The sequence below is a fragment of the Halobacteriovorax sp. GB3 genome (genome assembly GCF_028649655.1).
Taxonomy (GTDB): Bacteria; Bdellovibrionota; Bacteriovoracia; order Bacteriovoracales; family Bacteriovoracaceae; genus BSW11-IV.
In genome coordinates this window covers 124,004-141,877 of sequence record NZ_JAQSLN010000003.1, presented here as the reverse complement: position 1 = coordinate 141,877, position 17,874 = coordinate 124,004, and the positions used below count along the sequence as shown (strand labels likewise).

The following is a 17,874-nucleotide window of genomic DNA, read 5'->3' as shown; positions in this document are numbered from 1 at the left end:
CGAATAAATTAAGTTTAATGGACAAATGGGCCTTTCAAAGGCCCATTTTAATTGAGAATAATTAAGACTGATCTCTTTTGAAAACTAAGTTGAGATCATCAGAGGCCTTTGCATCATAGAGATAACCCTGCTCGTTGAAATCTTTAAGACCAGATACTTTTGTAATTTGATTTTCAATGATGTAACGACTCATCATTCCCCTTGCTCTTTTAGCAAAGAGGCCAACGACTTTATAACCATCATTTTTCTTTTCCATAAAGTGGCATGTGATAACGGGTACACTTAACTTAGAAAAGTCGAGAGAACTAAAGTACTCTTTAGAAGCGAGGTTAATAAGAGCACAATCTTTATCTTTTTTTAACTCTTTATTGAGGTCTTCAGTTAGCGTATCTTTCCAAAAACCGTAGAGGTTCTTATTTCCTTCACAAGGTAGTTTTGTTCCCATCTCTAAGCGATAAGGTTGAATAAGATCGAGCGGTCGAAGGACGCCGTAAAGACCAGAGAGAATACGAAGAGACTTTTGAGCATAATTAGCCTCGTCTTTTGAAAAATCAACAGCTCGAAGACCTTTGTAAGTATCACCTTGAAAAGCATACATGGCCTGTTTAGCATTTTCTAGATCAAATGGTGGATTGAAAGATTTGTAACGATCGACGTTAAGCTTAGCTAAGCTATCAGAAAGCTTCATCAGTTTAGCGATATCAGATTCTGTATATTTTCTAAGAACATTGATAAGCCTTTTTGACTCGTCTAAATATTTTGGACTGGTGAATTTGCTCACAGGAGCGAATTCATCAAAATCAAGCTTTTTAGCAGGTGAAACAATAATTTTCATAGTGACTCCTTTTTCAAGGAGTCTACCACGAAGAATTTAATTTTTAAAATGAGAGATCGATTAAATCACGATACCATGAAAGTCCACGATAACCGTAGTGACCGCCAGATTGGAGCGTGATGGTTTTTTCGATTGGAGAAAAAGCTGATATTGGCTCATTTAAAAAGTCGTTATCAGTAGTTAAAATACGAATATCGTCGTATCCCCCATCTCTAGCGAGATCTAACCAATAGTTAATATCACCTTTTTTACTCATCATCTCAATGCGAGCTTCTTTAGCGTAAGTATCAAAATACTTTTTGAACGTTAAATTCTTTCTCCACTTTAAATGTTTTTTAGAAAGTGTGCGCCAAAAACGACCAGGAATTTTATTAAGATTATTCAATCGATCGTAAAGTATTGTAGAAGCAATGAGATCACGATGAAAGCCAGCACCAATAACTAAACTCATCGCCCTATTCTCAGAAAATTTTTCGTGATCTCTATAGTCAACATTTCGACAAAAGGACACCAAACGATACAGAGACTTTACCAAATTATCATTTATATAAGGCCTAGACTCATTAACATAATAATCTAATCTAGAAATCGTTTCTCCCAAATGGAAAGGAGGCGATAAGATCGTCGTGTCTTTCAAAGGAAGAGGATAATTATCTTTTACATTAAAAGCACTGATCATGGCGGAGAGAAAACTTCCATAACTCACACCTACTAATCGTATGCTTGGAACAGCGTAGCCATCGCGCTTAAGTTTTTTGAAAGTATTTAAAAACGTCTCATAGAGAACTTCACCCTCGTAAACAAAACTACCTATTGGTGCTTTAACTCCTAATTTAATGAAGTCAGTTCCCCATGGATTTGGAGTTGTCACAACGTTATAGCCTTTTTGTAGAAAGAGATCCATAAGGTGTCTTCCTTGATTGTCATCAAGGTTATTGAAGGCCCCTGGAATAAAAAAGACAAAAGGAGCACTTTTGTCGATAACATCTTGTCTCTTATATACACTCGCTAGGCGAATATTCATCTTCTTACCTTTAAGAAATGAATTTTTAATAGCAACTTTCTCAACATGACCACCCATTCTTCTATAGTGGCCTTTAGGCTCCATACAGGTCCCCGTTAGAGTTGTTGCAAATTGTCCCTGTAATTGCATAGGAAATTGATCAGCATGCTCATAAACTTCTTTAGACCAAAAAGCGTGAGAGCTAGAACTAACAAAGTAGAGAAAGAAAAAGGCGTACAATAGACGACACATAAAAATCCCCAAATTAAATCGTTTTAGTTCTTAACGGAAATTTTTGCCGGCACTTTAGAGAGGTAAACGCTTGGTTACTTATGGTAAATTTTGGTTAAATTATGATGAAATTAAACAAAAGGAGATTTCTACCTCTTGAATGGAACGGAGCTTTGAGAGAAATTAACTAGTGACAGTGAAACTCTCCATGGAGGCCCATCAATGCTTGTTGACCTTTTAGCTAAAACAATGAAATCAATTTCCAGGTCCCACTCATTAGGACAACTCGAATATGGAAGCCCACTCAATCTCATCCTTTCCGATGATAATTTTGAGACACTATGGGATGTTGAAGTTCTTAAAATGAACGGGGCAAAACTCTACCTCAAAAGACCTGCAGATTTCATTTCAAAAAGCGATCAAGTCGTCATTCGACTTGTGGGAGAAAGAGCTAAAGTTGAGCTCAACTGCAAAAAAGATTTAGAAGAAAAAGAAACAATTCTCTTAGACTTCATGGATCTTGAAAAAAATGAGCAAAAGCAAATAAAGAAGTTACTTCTTGCCAGTTAAGTAAACGTCATAGCGCGTACTCTTTCCAGCAAAATCCATTGAAGGGTTCTTAATCTTCTTTTCTTTAATGGGCCTTTTTAGAATGACGCGCTTAAATTCTGAATTTAAAAAACCATCAATCTTATCATCAACATCTTGATCACCTTCCATGATTTCATGAAAGATCACCATCTCTTTTCTAGGCTTGGCTTTCCTTTTTTTAGGCTCGCTTGGATACATTGGATCGTAATAAAGACCATATTCAGAACTCTCCACATCCCCAATTTGAAACTCTCCATATCTAAGCTCAAAGCGTTCTTTTAAAACCATGGACAATGGACCATCGGCCTTATAGGCAAGATGAAGAGCTGTCTGCAAGAGTAAGTGAATTGTTGGAACCCTTTCATAGGCGATAATTTTTGCGCCAAAAGAGAGCATCAACAAACTATCTTTACCGCTACCACAAGTTGCATCAATAATTTTAGGACACGGCTCCTTTGTTCGACCTATGGCCTTAGCTAAGGGCTCTTTTTTGAGTGTATAATTTTTCTTAGAGTGATAATTCCAAAGTTTAACGAAATCAAAGGCAATAGAGTCCCCAGATTGTGACAAATAAGAGATCGACTCAGGTTCTTTATAAAAAAGTCCAGAAGTTATCTCATTGGCACAAAGCGTAACCTCAACTTCATAAGGAAGCTTTAATAATTCTACAAATTTTTGACACGAGGCTATTTCATCCTCATTTGAAACAAAGAGCGTTATATTATCCATAAGACTACTAAACATTGAAAGTTACTAGCAAAAGCCATGACATTCATGGTAAAACATAGCGCATTTTATCTATTTTAAAGGGTGATATCAATGAGAAAAGAATTTGAAAAATTAGGCTACGACCCAGAGAAACTCGAAAGAGAATTAAAACCATATTATATAAGTGCAACAGAAGAAGAAATCTCACAGATGCTCGACTACTTAGGTTACGAAAAAATCGAGGATGTCTTCTCTCACCTTCCTTCAAATATTCAATTCAAAGAAACACCCAACGTGTGCGAAAGACTTGAGTATATCGATCTCATCAATGACGTTGAAACGATTGCCAATAAAAATAAAATTAAAACATCGTTTCTAGGTGATGGACTTGCTCAATATAAAGTTCCAAGTATTGTTCCCTATGTATGTAATATTCGCGGGCTAACTACGGCCTATACTCCATACCAACCAGAGCGAAGCCAAGGGACACTTCACACTCTTTGGCTCTATTCAAGTGCTCTTTCAATGCTAACAGGTTTTGAAGCAATCAATGCTTCTCTCTACGATCGTTCAACTTGCCTTTTTGAGGCCTTTAATACGAGTCTTCGAATTGTTAGAAAAACAGATACTGTTTTTGTTTCAGAAGGTGTTTATCCAGGAGATCTAGAAGTTGTTCAAACTCTTTCAAAAGAAACGAGTATGAACATTGTGACAATTGCTGTTAATGATCAAGGAACTGTGGATCTCAATGATCTCAAAGAAAAACTTGAAACTTACAAAGGTCGAGTTGGCTCATTTGCCTTTTGCCAAGTGAACAACCTTGGTATTTTAGAAGATGTTAACGCTTTAACAGACCTATGTAGTGAAGCTAAAATTCAATCTATTGCCATCATCGATCCAATCCTTCTCGCTACAGAGGGACTTCTTTCTCCATCAAAGTACGGCTCGAATGAACAAGGTGCAGACATGATCGTTGGAGAGGGACAACACCTTTGCCTTGGCCCTAATTACGGAGGCCCAGGGCTTGGAATCTTCGGTATTCGTTTTAATGACAAATATAAAACGGCCATTCGTCAAACAGCGGGAAGATTTGTTGGGAAGGCCATTGATAGCAATAATCAAGAGTGTCTTGCCATGGTTCTTTCAACGCGTGAGCAACACATTAGAAGAGAGAAAGCGACAAGTAATATTTGTTCAAACCAATCATTTATTGCAACAATTGCTGGTGCCGCAATCCTAGAAAGAGGTGAAAAAGGTCTGACAGAATCAATCTTAAAAGCAAGACTTTCTGCCATTAAAACACTTGAAAAGCTTCAATGTCTAAAAGGAATTGAGCTTGCTTACGAGCAACCATTTTACAATGAATTTACAATTCAACTCGACAGAGATGTCGATCAGCTCATTGAGCTAGCCAACGAGAAAGATCTCCAGATTGGTATCAATGTTTCCAAGAGAACAGAAAAAAATAATCTTTTAAAGATGTCCTTTTTTGATATCCATGAACAACAAGATCTCGATAAGCTTGTTGATTTTTTCATGAGTCAATTTGAAGTGGAAAAAGATCATTCCGATGTCATCGACATACCATCAGAGCTTAAGAGAATGGACTATGTCGATCTTCCAAACTTTTCATCACAAGAATTAAAAGACTTCTACGATAAATTAGGAGAACTCAATGTTTCTCCTGATGACAATATCTACCCTCTTGGTTCGTGCACAATGAAATACAACCCGTATATCAATGATTATGCCGCTGGACTCAAAGGTTTTACAGATCTTCACCCGCAATCAAATGTTGAAGATTCACAAGGAGCACTAGAAATCATCTATGGGCTTCAAGAAATGTTTAAGGCCATCACTGGACTACCGGCCGTAACGACACAACCTGTGGCAGGAGCTCAGGGAGAACTCGTCGGTATTAAAATGTTTCAGGCCTATCACCGTGATCGTGGGAATGCTGAGAAAAAAGATATTATTCTTATTCCAAGATCAGCACACGGAACAAACCCAGCCACGGCAACCATGGCCGGTTACGAATCGAAAAAAGTTGGTGATCAAGTTTATGGAATCATCTCAATCGAAGCCAATGATTGTGGTCAAATCGATATGGATCAATTCAAGTCTCTCGTTCAAACTTATGGTGAGAGAATTAGTGGGATCATGATTACGAACCCAAATACTTCAGGAATTTTTGAAGCAGACTTCAAAGAAGTTGCCGAGCTGATTCACTCAGTTGATGGTCTTGTCTACATGGACGGTGCCAATATGAACGCCATTGCGGGATGGGTTGATCTCAATGAGCTTGGAGTCGATGCTGTACACAACAACATTCATAAGACATGGACAATTCCACATGGAGGAGGAGGCCCTGGAGATGCATTTGTTGCTGTTAGTGAAAAACTTATTCCTTATATGCCCGGAATTCAGGTTAAAAAAGAAGGTGAAAGCTTCTCTACCTTTACTCCAGAAAAGACTATCGGATCATTCCACAGACATTGCGGAAATTTTGCTCATAAAGTTCGTTGCTACACTTACTTACGTGCACTTGGGAGTGAAGGTGTTAAGATGATGTCGGCCGTTGCTGTTCTTTCTGCACAATATCTGTATAAAAAATTACAATCGACATATCCTGTTCTTCCTCAAAATAAAGAAGTAACAAGAATGCACGAATTCATCCTCACTCTTAATGATCAAACTTTTGCTCGTATCCAAGAAGGTGGAACACCAAAAGCTAATGCTATTGCAAAAGTTGGAAAGCTCTTTTTAGATTTCGGATTACACGCTCCGACAGTGGCGTTCCCAGAAGTATATGGACTTATGGTTGAGCCGACTGAGAGTTTTTCGAAAAAGGAACTCGATGACTTTGTAGAAGTTGTTGAAACAATTCATACGATGATTAACGAGAATCCAGAAGTACTGACAACGGCCCCTCACTTCACACCTGTTTCTAAGGTTGATGAAGTCTATGCCAACAAAAACTTAATATTAAGTGAAACAATTACTTCACTACCAAGCTTGCCTCAAAACAAGGTATCACCTAAGGAACTTTCTACTCTTGGAGTTAAGAAGGTTTATGAAATGATCCTTCAAGCGCACAATTCTTAGAGTATCTATAGCGGAACTTAAGCTTTCTTAAGTTCCGCTTTTAATCGTAACGATTTTTACTTAAAACAGTTAAAATAATAGTAATGAAAAAAATACTACTTACATTACTATTACTTACTGCATGTTCGACGTCTATAGCACAAGAGAAAGCACGTGAAGTCTTTTTAACGACGATTGAATATCCACCCTACGTAGATTCCAATCAAATCGACAATGGCTATGTGGCCCATATAGTAAAAAGATCATTTGCTGAAGAGAATATTGACGTCACAATCTTATTTCGCCCCTGGGCACGTGGTCTCAAAGGGACAATAAACGGTACTTTCACAGGAGTTTTTCCAACTTTTAAGACCAAAGAAAGATTAAAAGACCTTCTTTATTCTGACATTATTGATTACAACATTCTAACCTATATCGCACGCTCTGAAGACCAAGGTAAGATAGAACGTCTGAATGGAGATATCAAGTCATTGCGCCTTGGACTTGTAAATGGATACGCAAACACGGCAGCAATTGATAATAACGATAATCTTACGAAAGACTTTGCACTAGATGACGTTAACAATATTAATAAACTTTGCAGAAATCGAGTTGATCTAATCGTCATTGACTTGTATGTCTTTAAAAGCCTGTACAAAAAAGGGCGATTTAAAGACTGTCCTAAGATCAAACCGATTCTTCAACCTCTTGCCTATAAACCTTTCTATTTAACTTTTAATAAAAATGATGAACATGCAAAAGAATACAGAGAAAAGTTTAATAGAGGTCTAGAAAAAGTAAAAAAACAAATGGATAGAATTAAAAAGAATTATCAATTAGATTAGAAACAAATCGCAGGCACTAGACCGGGGAATCACACGAACTTGAACATCACATGGGAACTTTATTTGAGCTTTAACACCAACAACAACTATCAGATAAAGTGGCCTATGCGCCTGCGAAACTTGTAAAAACATATCTACTCTCCAGCCTTCCAGTTGTCTCCTTAAAACTTTACTGTTTGTAACTATTACATAGACCAATAGTGGTCAGATTGTTATATAATTCCTTTTAAATAAATTCATAATGTTAATTAAATAATTTAAGGATAAATCATGGCCGAATTTTCACCAGAAAAGGCAAAACGCGCGACATTTGCCATCATCTCCCACCCGGATGCCGGTAAGACGACAATGACAGAAAAACTTCTTTGGTTTGGTCGAGTCGTTCGTGATGTAGGGATGGTTAAATCGAAGCAAGGAAATTATGCAAAATCAGACTGGATGGAAATGGAGCAAGAAAGAGGTATCTCAATCACTTCATCAGTCATGAGTTTCCCATACAGTGAAAGGGCCATGCACCTTCTCGATACACCAGGACACAAAGATTTCTCTGAGGATACATATAGAACATTAACGGCCGTTGAGTCTGTTCTTATGATGATTGACTCGGCCAAAGGGGTTGAGGAGCAGACCAAAAAGCTTATGGAAGTTTGTCGTATGCGAGATACGCCAATCGTCTCTTTCATGAATAAATTTGACCGCGATACAATGGACCCATTTGAACTCATTGATGATGTTGAAAAGACTTGTTCAATCACATGTGCACCAATGACATGGCCAATTGGTTCGGGTGTAGACTTTAAAGGAGTCTATGACCTGAGAACAAAAACGATTCAAAGTTTTAAAGAAAGTAATGATCCATTAAGCCCTACTGTTATCGATGCTACAGATCTCGACTCTGCAGCGGTTGTAAACTATATCGGCGAAACTCTTTTAGAAAAGCTAAAAGAAGATCTAATGATGGTTGAAGAGATTCTACCTAAGTTTGATCAAGAGGAATTCTTAGCAGGAATTCAGACTCCAGTTTTCTTTGGATCCGCGCTCAATAATTTTGGGGTTAAAGAGACTCTCGATATGATTGCTAAAGAATCTCCAGGTCCATTATCCAAAGAAGTTATCATCGCTCCTTTTAATGAAGACTCTGAAAAAAGAACTGTTGCTCCGAATGAAAATAAATTCACAGGCTTTATTTTCAAGATTCAAGCAAACATGGATAAAAACCACAGAGACCGCGTGGCCTTCCTTCGCGTTTGCTCAGGTCGATTTGAAAGAGGTCAAAAGATTCATCACACTCGTACGGGTAAAGATATCAAGATCTCAACTCCCCTCATGTTTCAGGCACAAGACAGAGAGATTACAGAGATCGCTCTCCCTGGCGATATCATTGGTCTTCACGATAGTGGAAAGTATCAAATCGGAGATACATTTTCTGAAGGAGAAAAGATTCAATTCACAGGGATTCCAAGCTTTGCTCCAGAGATTTTTAGAAAGGTTCTTCTTAAAGATCCAATGAAAGGCAAACAACTTGATAAGGGACTTCAACAACTTTCAGAAGAGGGAACGGTTCAGCTTTTCAAGCGTCACGGAACAACTGATAAAATTCTAGGTGCCGTTGGTGTTCTTCAATTTGAAGTTGTTAAGCACAGATTAGAAACGGAATACAATGTTCGTGGAGACTATGAGGCCTACCCATATGTCGGAATTCGTTGGCTTAAGTTTAAAGATGAGCTGCAAAAAGATAGCTTCATTAATAAAAATAGTGCTCACATTGTTTATGATAACAAAGAGAGAGCATGTTTTGCTATTCGTACGATGTGGGATCTGAAGCTTGCTGAAGAGAAAAACCCAGAAGTTCAATTCTTTAAAACATCAGATTTTAATTAAATATCCAGGCCCTTGTTCTTCATGGATTGAGGGCCAATTTTTTCCTGAAAATTGCCAAAATTTGGATGAAAACTTGAAAAGATTAGGTTTTCAAAAGATCTTCAAACTCAATAAATATTAAACCCTTAGGTAATTGTTAATAAGATTTTTTACTAGAGTATTAAAATCTTGAGACTAACAATATTTCCCCACATTCTAGACCATTTAAAGACTCTCTAGCGTGATAAAATGATCAAAACCCATCTAAAAGGCCTGGAATGAAAAACTTTATCATCAACTACTTTCTCCCTATTCCAAAAGAGCTTAACTTAAACCCTATTGAAAAGCTCTATAGAGAAAAGCAGTCGACATTTCTCATCTCAATACTGTTTATTGTCTTTCTCGTTATTATAGGAATGACACTAACCAAGGCGATGATCTTTAGTGAATTTGATAACTATGCTCCCGGTGCCTTTACTATTAGCGGTGTCATTCTTCTATTGGCCTTTGTTCATAAAATGATCGATCAATTCAAATTATGCTCTCTCGTGACAACGGGGCTGATCTTTTCCTATCTCTCTTATCGCATCTATATGGATGATGGCTTTCACTCTAATTTTCTTTTCTTCTATATGATCTTTCCGGTTTGTTCATGTTTTCTCTTTGAAAAGTTATATCGCTACTTATCTTTTTTCACACTCATCACTGTGACACTTATATTCTTTTGGCCACAAGCTGATATTCAATCTGTTCCCATGCTTCGCGATATCTATTTTAAGTTGATTATCATTTTAAGCGGTATTACTGCGACGTTCACATCCATTGAATTTCTTCTTGAACAGAAAGAGTTATTTCTTGATCACATCTCGAGTATTGAAAAGAGAAAGGCCATTGATGAGCTCATTAAGATGTATCACCACGAGATCTCTAACCCGATGACTAAAGCAAAAGGGAATCTAGAACGTTTTGAAGATGAGAGAAACGAGAAAACACTTGGAAAGGTCAAAGCTGCTCTTAGTGAGATGGAAGAAAATATTAATAAGATTTCGACATTCAAAAGTAGCCTTAAAGGTGATTGGTCTAGCTTAAAACATGAAAACGTCATTATTCGAACAACGGGAAAAAATCATGGGCGCTAAGAAGATTCTCTTTATTGATGATGAAATTGATCTTTTAGAAATCGTTGAATACTTCCTCGAAAAAAGAGGGATTCACGCCGACTACGAAAGTAATCCCGTAAAAGCACTAGAACGCATTATGAACGATCACTACTCTCATATTTTCTGTGATGTAAGAATGCCAAAACTTACGGGAATAGACCTATTAGAGGCCATTAAAAAGAATGGCGTACCAATCGAGCACTTCGCCTTCATTACAGCATACAAAAGCCTTTCTAAAAAAGAGGCCATGGAACTTGGAGCTAATAATATTCTCTATAAACCCTACTCTCCCCAAGACCTTCTAGACTATATTCGCGATTTGAATATAAGCGCCCCTAGCCTTTAGTAACAGAATCAAGTAAGATCCAATTGGCCAGATTGTGTAAAATTGGAGAAAACGTGTCTGAGAATATCTTAAAAAATCGTCTTATAAAGATCTACAAACATAGAAAGAAGTGGGCAAAGAAAAATAAAATCGAGGCCTATCGTCTATATGAGCGCGATATTCCAGAGTTTCCTCTCATTTTCGATATCTACGCAAACAATGTTGTTATTTATGATCAAAGTGATTCTAGAGACAATCAAAAAGAACTTCTTCAACTAGCTAAAGAAGCTGCCCTAGGCCTTGATTTTCAGGAAGAGAATATTGTCATCAAAGAGAGAAAGAAGCGCCACGGGCTTGAGCAACATACAAAGATTGATGATTCCAAAAACTCATTCTTTATTAACGAAGGTCCAATTCGTCTTGAAGTGAATATTCACGATTATCTTGATACGGGAATCTTTCTCGATCACAGACCTATGAGACAACTTTTTCAATCGATGAATTTAACAAATAAAAAGTTCTTAAACCTTTTTAGCTATACAAGCTCAATAGGACTAAGCGCAGCTTATAGTGGTGCAAAGACGACCAATGTGGACCTCTCTAAAACTTACCTCGCCTGGTCTAAGAGAAATTATGAACACAACGAAATCCCTCTTAATGATCATCACTTTGTAAATGCCGATATCTTAGAGTATTTAAAAAACTATGAAGGATCAAAGTACGACTATATATTTTTAGATCCTCCTACTTTTAGTAATTCTAAAAAAATGCAAGAAACCTTCAGTGTTGAAAATCATCAAGTATTTCTTATCGAGCACTGTATGAACCTTCTAAATGAAGGTGGGACACTCTATTTTTCTAATAATAAAAGAGGGTTTAAATTGGATAGTGAAATCGAAGCGAAATACGCCCCAAGCGAGATCTCACATAAAACAATCCCAGAGGACTTTAGAAATAAAAAAATTCACGTCTGCTATGAATTCAAAAAGGGATATCATCAGTCGTAATGACTTCATTTGGATCTGCTGATTCATCCTCAAGAAGTGCTCTTATGTCTTTAAGACTAGGAGTTTTTTGATCCCCCTCTAAAAAGTCGATATGACGAGCGTGGATTTCTACAATCTTTCGATGAATCTGTTTTTGATCTGTATACTCTCTAGATCTTAGTGGCCCCTCAACATAGATCAATTGACCTTTCTTAATATTTTGGTAACAGGAAAGAGCGAGATCGTTAAAACACAAGACTCTATGCCAAGTGGCATACTCAGTTTTCTCACCCTTAGAATTGATCTTTATACTTTTAGTGGCAAGAGATAAGCGACAAAAAGGCCTTTGCTCTTTTGTATACTGCAACTGAACATCATCAGTGATCTGACCTATTAGTATCGCTTTATTCATAGAAAATTATCTCTTATTTTCAACCATAGTTCGAAGTCTTAAAAAAGATAGCACTGCATTTCTTGCATTATCTACACCCAGCCAAATTCCACCTTTATCGATCCATTCATAAATCATAAAGGCCTCTGTTGGCTTTTCGCGCATTGTATTTTCAAGAACAGGAACATGCAAGCACATATCATTAGCATGAATCATATCGGGATCAGTGACAAGACATATATTAAAGCAATCCTTATCAATTGTTCCACTCGATCGAAGCTCTAGCCCTTTATCCTCACAAAGTACGCGTGTGCGGTTGATCTCATTGTTCATGTACTCATATTCCATGACTCCACCATCGACGATGAGATTAACCGTATCCATTTTTTTAAGACTTGAATCGATGAGAGAAATAAATTGAACGATCTCATTATGACCACCAACTTTCGCCGTCAAAACGGGATTTCCCATAGGCATTTGCAACATGGAAAGCAGGGCATCGATTCCTCCAAAATGGGTTTCAACAGGAAGGCCAAATACGGGAACCTTAGTCAAACTTGAAACGACACCAGGAAGTGAGGCGGCAAGACCAGAGCCAGCAACGACGAGATCATAATTATGCTTATGGAGCATATTTTCTATTTTTCTTAAATCATTGTAGACAGAGACAACATGAAGTGTAACTTCATGAGTTTCTTTTAGAGATTCGACCAAAGGTTTAAAGCAATAACCTTCGCGGTCTGATTCGAAAAGTACTAAGATGTTCATAAAAACCTCACATCCAAAGAGGGTTATTTTTTAAATTATATCATGAACAATGAATGACTATTGTTGGAATAGGTGGGCCTTTCTTGACAGTGTAGACTTCCCTTGAGCTTAGCGAACTGTACTCAAGGGAAGATAAATTATTGACAATAATTAAAGCGTTGGAAGTACTCAGAACAGACAAAACTTAGCTGAGTACAGCTTCCAATATACATCGAGTAGTAAGGACAGTACTTTCCACCACCATTTCTAACCTCGACACTTTGAGTTCTCGATTGAACTTCAAGGCCATCTTTATAAGCAACAAATGTCACTTCGTTTGTTCCTGGAGCTAACAGGGGTCTTTGAAAAAGAGTTCTAATCCAAAGATTAAGTCTCTTTTTAGAACGGTTCTTTTTCGTGTCGTATTTCACATCTTTTTTAACAACTTTTCCGCTTTCCCAGGTACTTGTCACTTTAATTTCATCTGCATCTAATTGTTCACTAACAACATAATCCATCTCTGTTGGAGATAAGATATTTTGGTAACACTGAACCGTATGAAATTGAGTGCGTCTATTTTGGTCCTGACATTGAACGCGAACACTTCCTCTTAGTTGTTGATAAGTAAAAGTATCACCTGAGCGAAATTCAAGAGCAAATGAGCTTGTCATAAGCATGGTCATAAGAATCAAGGCCTTCATTGGTCCTCCTTTTGAAGTATATTTCATTAATTTTATCGAGTTTCGTGCAGGAGATGAACGATAATCCTTCAACAATTTCTTACATTTAGATGATGGAATTGGGCAAAATCTTACATTTTCAAACATAACTTATTGATCCTCGTTAATATATGATAAAATAACAGAGAGGAAAGAACTAAGAGGATGTTGCAATGCGAACCTTACTTTTAGATAACTCCTACTTTCCGGTTCAGATTGTTAGTTGGCAAAAAGCGATTCTCTTGCTTTTCACTGGTCGGGCCGAGGTTGTAGATGAATATGAGGAACACCACATTCAAACGGTGAGCTCATCTTATCCTCGCCCCAAAATCTTACGTCTCTTCTCACGCCATCAAACCTCACGCTCCGTAAAATTCTCTCGTCAAAATGTTTTCCTTCGGGACAATTACACATGCCAATATTGCTTTAAACCCTTCCCCCATCAGCAGTTAACCTTTGACCACGTTATCCCCCAAAGCAAAGGTGGACCAACGAGTTGGCAAAATATTGTTACCTGCTGTCAAAGATGTAACAATAAAAAGGGCAACAAACTCTTAAGTGAAATGGGAATAAAGCTTCAAAAAATTCCCTCCGAACCAGATTGGCATCCCACCATGTGCCTCAAGCTTAAAAATGATGACCCTAAAGAATGGTTTGATTGGTTACGCCTTAAAAAGAAAGAAGAATCTCTCTGCGCATAGTCTTAACAAGTTGTCTGAACACTTCTAAGATAAAAGAATGAACATCATCGAACAACTAAAGGAAGGCGCGTCCTTTTTAAATATTACACGCCAGAACGAACAATTTCTTTCACCAGAAAAAAGTGATGATCAACTTCACCACTTTGAAATCATCGATACAGGAATCATTCTTGTGGCCCCTAAAGTAATGACTAAAGAAGAGGCCATCATTCTCTCCTGTGCCATACACGGTAACGAGACAGCTCCCATTGAAATATTAGATGAAATACTCATCGATGTTTTTGCTGGAAAGATCACTCTTAAATCGCCTTTTCTCTTTATTTTTGGAAACCCAAAGGCCATGAATACGGCCACACGCTTTATCGACTATAACCTTAATAGACTTTTTGTTGGTGCCCATAAGAAAAAAGAGCCTTGCTATGAGACTCAGCGTGCGGCGCGACTAGAGGAAGCTGTTGATTATTTCTATAAGAGTTTTGATTTTAATTCTAAACTTCACTACGATTTACACACGGCCATAAAGCCTTCGGCCTATGAGAAATTCGCCATCTATCCCTATTTAAAAGATAGAGAGCACTCCAAAGAGCAGCTCTTTTTTCTCTCAGAACTTGGACTCGATGCCATTTTATTCTCAAAGTCAGCATCAACAACTTTTTCTCACCATACAACACAAAGATACAAGGCCCACGCCTTTACAGTTGAACTGGGAAAAGTTCACTCCTTTGGAAATAATCCAATGGAAAAATTCACCAAGGCCAAAGAGACATTAAGAGCACTTGCTGCGGGAGAATTTCAATTTTCAGGCCCACCACTTCCAAAAGATCTCGCACTCTTTGATATTGAAATGAAAATTATCAAACACGACGATAGTTTCTCATTTATCTTTCCAAAAGAAACGCCAAACTTTACAAGCTTTAAAAAAGGACAACCACTGTACAGAGAAGGTGAACAAGAATTTCTCTGTCCAAAAGAAGGTCTATGCATTGTCTTTCCAAACGAAGATGTGAACAACGGACAACGTGCTGGCCTTCTTGTAAAAAAGAGATGAGATAAAACTTGTCGATTTTACTCACTTTTTCTATTCTATAAGGGTCTATACATTTAAATTTACAGGGACGTTTATGGATCAGATCGAACAAACACCTCTTGGTGGGAAAAACTTAGGTGATATTTTAAAGAAAAATACCATCGAAAGGCCCTCAATAGGGCTCTCTAAGCTTCTAAAGCAAAACCTCGCGGCCAGCGAAACAGAAGTTCTTCAAGACAAAGGAAGTCTTGCCAGTGAATATGATCAGCTTGAAGCTGATATGGAAGAGAGTCAAAACCTTTTAAAGTCTGAGCGAGAAGAGAATCAGAGACTCTCAGCTCTCGTCGAGTCAATCAACGATAAACTAGATCGCTTAGAAAAACTTGAAGACTTTGAAAAACGTGCGATGCAACAGATCAGTGAAACAATCAAAGAAAATATGATTGAAGTAACACCAATGACAGCGCCAGTTGAAAGAATCATCGAAACGAGCACACATAAAGATGGACTAAATCTTGATATAAAAAAAATCCTCTCTCTAGTGGGGCTTAGTTTGATTGTAGGTGCTTTCATGGGAAATTTTCTCTTTCCTAAAACTCCTGAAGTTATCGTGAAAGAGATCGTTAAAAAGATACCGGCCAAGGTTCCACCAAAAGTTATCGAAACAAGATTTGTTACGCTAAAATTTGCCAATCTAAGAGATCAAGCATCTCCTAAGGGCGAGCTTATTCAAACACTATCACCGAATCAATCAGTTAAGTTTATTGAGCAAAAAGGTGGTTGGCACAAAGTGGAATACCACGATCTCATTTCTGATAAAAAAGTCACGGGTTGGCTTTGGTACGAATTAATCAAAAAACTAAAATAAGAGCTTACTTTAGGTAAGCTTTTATTTTTCACATAGAATACGCTAGAATATTTTTAATGAAATTGATCTTTGCAACTCTCCTATTCATTCTCACTGTCAACATTCATGCGAATGTTGTTCTCATTGACCCAGGTCATGGAGGAGAAGACTGTGGAGCGAAAGCAAAAATCTGGAAAAAAAAGAAATTATCCGTACTATGTGAAAAAGAAGTGGCCCTTGAAATCGCGAAAAGAATTCACAAGAAGCTCAATAAAACGGATCACATTAAGGCCTACCTCACTCGCACAATTGATCGAACTCTCACACTAGAGCAAAGAGCAGAATATGCAGATAAAATAGGTGCCGATATTTTCGTCAGTATCCACTTGAATTCATCTCACTCTCGAAGCTCAAATGGTGTTGAGACCTATTTTCTGAATAACCACGAAGATGCTGCGGTAAAAAAGATTGAGCAAGTAGAAAACAAAAACAGCAAAGGTGAAGAATTGATTATTAATCAAATTCTCGCAGATCTCGTTATTGGACTAACTGCTCCAAAATCAAAGAAGCTTGCCTACTTCATCCATGCAAATATCTCAAAGCGTGTTGTTCCAAAGTACAAACTTTCTGATCGTGGAATTAAGCCGGCCCTTTTTTATGTACTCGCACTTTCTAAAAGACCGAGCGTTCTTCTTGAAGCGGGATTTCTTTCCAATAAAAAAGAAGTCCAAAAAGTTCTCTCGGACCAATTCCAAGAAGAGTACGCCTCGGCCGTCTATCGCGGGATCGTTCGCTATTTTGGAAAAAAGAAAAAGAAAATTCCTCTTTTCTAATTGCTATTGTTCTCTGAGTGCACAAAAAAGATCAATTTGATTTCCATCAGGATCTTCGACACTGGCATATCGCTGCCCCCAAAACATATCCTCAGGACTTTTTAATACCGAATACTTTTTCTCACTTAAAAATTGAAATCGCTCATCTAACTCAGAGCTCGTTTCAAACTTAAAGCAAAGAACCATTGAATTTCCGCGCTTAATCTCTTTAGCTGGATAAAGCTTTTTCATAAGTTCTTTTGAATCGATCATTAGACGTACACCACTAGGAAGAAGTGCTTCTGCATGTTCATTTTCACCAAATAACTCGAAGTCCAATCCAAAGCATTGGTAGAATTCGATAGACTTATCCATATCATCACTAATAATCCCAATTGCATCTAAACTCAAAGCTTCCCTCCTATTTTAATTCAACGATCTCTATTTTAACTGATGAGAGCATCTGAAACAAATTTCTTTGATCTACCATAGGCCACCATTCGTAGAGAAAAATATTGATCGGCTTCCACATAGAAACCCAGCCAATAAGTAAAAGTCCCTCTTTTAAAACAATTTTCAAATACTCATCATCAATCATTTTACTAAAGTGATAAGAAATAAAAATGGAAATACTCAAGGCCAAAAGTCCAATAACAAGTGTTCTTAGACCAAGATAAATAATGGCCCTAATCTTTTTAAGAGTGATATCTTCGCGGTAGAGAAAAAATTCATGGAGCCCCTTGCTGATAATATCAATCTTGTGCTCCCCGGCCCCTTCCATGGTGAGAATGCGAATCTTACCAACTTTCTTAGGGCCTATCTCACTAGCGCAACTTAAGATATACTCGGCCGCATCATCATCAAGGTCACGGCTTCTAAATGGGTTTGGATCTCTTTTATCAAAGAGCTGCTCGAGGGAATCGGTTCTAATCTCAATAACGTATTTGCCATTTTCAACAAGGTACCAATCTTTCTTTTTCATACAATCCTACAGGAAGAAGA

At 37.6% G+C, this 17,874-nt stretch carries 19 protein-coding genes; 11 read left to right on the top strand and 8 right to left on the bottom strand.

Features of this window, described 5'->3' with window-relative positions; all coding sequences use genetic code 11:
- Window positions 1–61: 61 nt before the first annotated feature.
- A complete protein-coding gene (gene yaaA / locus HBN50_RS06880; protein WP_273868854.1) occupies window positions 62–835 on the bottom strand; it encodes a peroxide stress protein YaaA in 774 nt (257 codons plus the stop codon).
- A 43-nt stretch (window positions 836–878) separates the two neighbouring features.
- Window positions 879–2,090, bottom strand: coding sequence for a hypothetical protein (locus HBN50_RS06875; protein ID WP_273868853.1), 1,212 nt, complete (start codon window positions 2,088–2,090; stop codon window positions 879–881).
- 201 nt (window positions 2,091–2,291) lie between these two features.
- Between HBN50_RS06875 and HBN50_RS06870 the strand changes: the two genes are divergently transcribed.
- A complete protein-coding gene (locus HBN50_RS06870; RefSeq protein WP_273868852.1) occupies window positions 2,292–2,639 on the top strand; it encodes a hypothetical protein in 348 nt (115 codons plus the stop codon).
- Here the strand turns inward: HBN50_RS06870 and HBN50_RS06865 are convergent.
- Window positions 2,622–3,389: a class I SAM-dependent methyltransferase gene (locus HBN50_RS06865; RefSeq protein WP_273868851.1), complete on the bottom strand. Its 768-nt coding sequence runs from the start codon at window positions 3,387–3,389 to the stop codon at window positions 2,622–2,624. The two genes, HBN50_RS06870 and HBN50_RS06865, sit on opposite strands and share 18 nt — an antisense overlap.
- A gap of 90 nt (window positions 3,390–3,479) precedes the next feature.
- On the opposite strand from HBN50_RS06865, the gene gcvPB reads away from it, so the two are divergent.
- From gcvPB to HBN50_RS06835, 6 genes are all read left to right on the top strand, one after another.
- On the top strand, window positions 3,480–6,473 hold the full coding sequence (gene gcvPB / locus HBN50_RS06860) for an aminomethyl-transferring glycine dehydrogenase subunit GcvPB (protein ID WP_273868849.1): 2,994 nt from the start codon (window positions 3,480–3,482) through the stop codon (window positions 6,471–6,473).
- 83 nt (window positions 6,474–6,556) lie between these two features.
- On the top strand, window positions 6,557–7,297 hold the full coding sequence (locus HBN50_RS06855) for a substrate-binding periplasmic protein (RefSeq protein ID WP_273868848.1): 741 nt from the start codon (window positions 6,557–6,559) through the stop codon (window positions 7,295–7,297).
- 270 nt (window positions 7,298–7,567) lie between these two features.
- The gene (locus tag HBN50_RS06850; protein ID WP_273868847.1) at window positions 7,568–9,178 is read left to right on the top strand and encodes a peptide chain release factor 3; all 1,611 of its coding nucleotides are present in this window, start codon (window positions 7,568–7,570) and stop codon (window positions 9,176–9,178) included.
- Window positions 9,179–9,435: 257 nt separating this feature from the next.
- Window positions 9,436–10,296: a hypothetical protein gene (locus HBN50_RS06845; protein ID WP_273868846.1), complete on the top strand. Its 861-nt coding sequence runs from the start codon at window positions 9,436–9,438 to the stop codon at window positions 10,294–10,296.
- Window positions 10,286–10,663, top strand: a complete 378-nt coding sequence (locus tag HBN50_RS06840) for a response regulator (protein WP_273868845.1) — start codon at window positions 10,286–10,288, stop codon at window positions 10,661–10,663. The genes HBN50_RS06845 and HBN50_RS06840 overlap by 11 nt, the downstream gene beginning before the upstream one ends.
- A 53-nt stretch (window positions 10,664–10,716) precedes the next feature.
- The gene (locus HBN50_RS06835) at window positions 10,717–11,649 is read left to right on the top strand and encodes a class I SAM-dependent methyltransferase (protein ID WP_273868844.1); all 933 of its coding nucleotides are present in this window, start codon (window positions 10,717–10,719) and stop codon (window positions 11,647–11,649) included.
- On the opposite strand, the gene HBN50_RS06830 is transcribed toward HBN50_RS06835, so the two are convergent.
- The 3 genes from HBN50_RS06830 to HBN50_RS06820 form a co-directional block, all read right to left on the bottom strand.
- Complete coding sequence (locus HBN50_RS06830; RefSeq protein WP_273868842.1) at window positions 11,624–12,040, bottom strand: single-stranded DNA-binding protein; 417 nt, start codon at window positions 12,038–12,040, stop codon at window positions 11,624–11,626. The genes HBN50_RS06835 and HBN50_RS06830 overlap by 26 nt on opposite strands.
- A 6-nt stretch (window positions 12,041–12,046) precedes the next feature.
- Window positions 12,047–12,787 (bottom strand): AIR carboxylase family protein, encoded by a 741-nt coding sequence (locus HBN50_RS06825; RefSeq protein WP_273868840.1) that lies wholly within the window; start codon window positions 12,785–12,787, stop codon window positions 12,047–12,049.
- Between the two features lie 137 nt (window positions 12,788–12,924).
- Complete coding sequence (locus HBN50_RS06820; protein ID WP_273868839.1) at window positions 12,925–13,467, bottom strand: hypothetical protein; 543 nt, start codon at window positions 13,465–13,467, stop codon at window positions 12,925–12,927.
- A 191-nt stretch (window positions 13,468–13,658) separates the two neighbouring features.
- Between HBN50_RS06820 and HBN50_RS06815 the strand changes: the two genes are divergently transcribed.
- The 4 genes from HBN50_RS06815 to HBN50_RS06800 all read left to right on the top strand — a co-directional run bounded on the left by HBN50_RS06815 (window position 13,659) and on the right by HBN50_RS06800 (window position 16,893).
- Complete coding sequence (locus tag HBN50_RS06815; protein ID WP_273868838.1) at window positions 13,659–14,186, top strand: HNH endonuclease; 528 nt, start codon at window positions 13,659–13,661, stop codon at window positions 14,184–14,186.
- A 37-nt stretch (window positions 14,187–14,223) separates the two neighbouring features.
- Window positions 14,224–15,234 carry a succinylglutamate desuccinylase gene (gene astE / locus HBN50_RS06810; protein ID WP_273868837.1) on the top strand — a complete coding sequence of 337 codons (1,011 nt, stop codon included), beginning with the start codon at window positions 14,224–14,226 and terminating at the stop codon, window positions 15,232–15,234.
- 73 nt (window positions 15,235–15,307) lie between these two features.
- Window positions 15,308–16,081, top strand: coding sequence for an SH3 domain-containing protein (locus HBN50_RS06805; protein WP_273868836.1), 774 nt, complete (start codon window positions 15,308–15,310; stop codon window positions 16,079–16,081).
- 56 nt (window positions 16,082–16,137) lie between these two features.
- Window positions 16,138–16,893, top strand: coding sequence for an N-acetylmuramoyl-L-alanine amidase family protein (locus HBN50_RS06800; RefSeq protein WP_273868835.1), 756 nt, complete (start codon window positions 16,138–16,140; stop codon window positions 16,891–16,893).
- A 3-nt stretch (window positions 16,894–16,896) separates the two neighbouring features.
- Here HBN50_RS06800 and HBN50_RS06795 read toward each other — a convergent pair whose 3' ends face one another.
- The gene (locus tag HBN50_RS06795) at window positions 16,897–17,283 is read right to left on the bottom strand and encodes a VOC family protein (RefSeq protein ID WP_273868834.1); all 387 of its coding nucleotides are present in this window, start codon (window positions 17,281–17,283) and stop codon (window positions 16,897–16,899) included.
- Window positions 17,284–17,293: 10 nt separating this feature from the next.
- The gene (locus HBN50_RS06790; protein ID WP_273868833.1) at window positions 17,294–17,854 is read right to left on the bottom strand and encodes a hypothetical protein; all 561 of its coding nucleotides are present in this window, start codon (window positions 17,852–17,854) and stop codon (window positions 17,294–17,296) included.
- Window positions 17,855–17,874 lie beyond the last annotated feature (20 nt).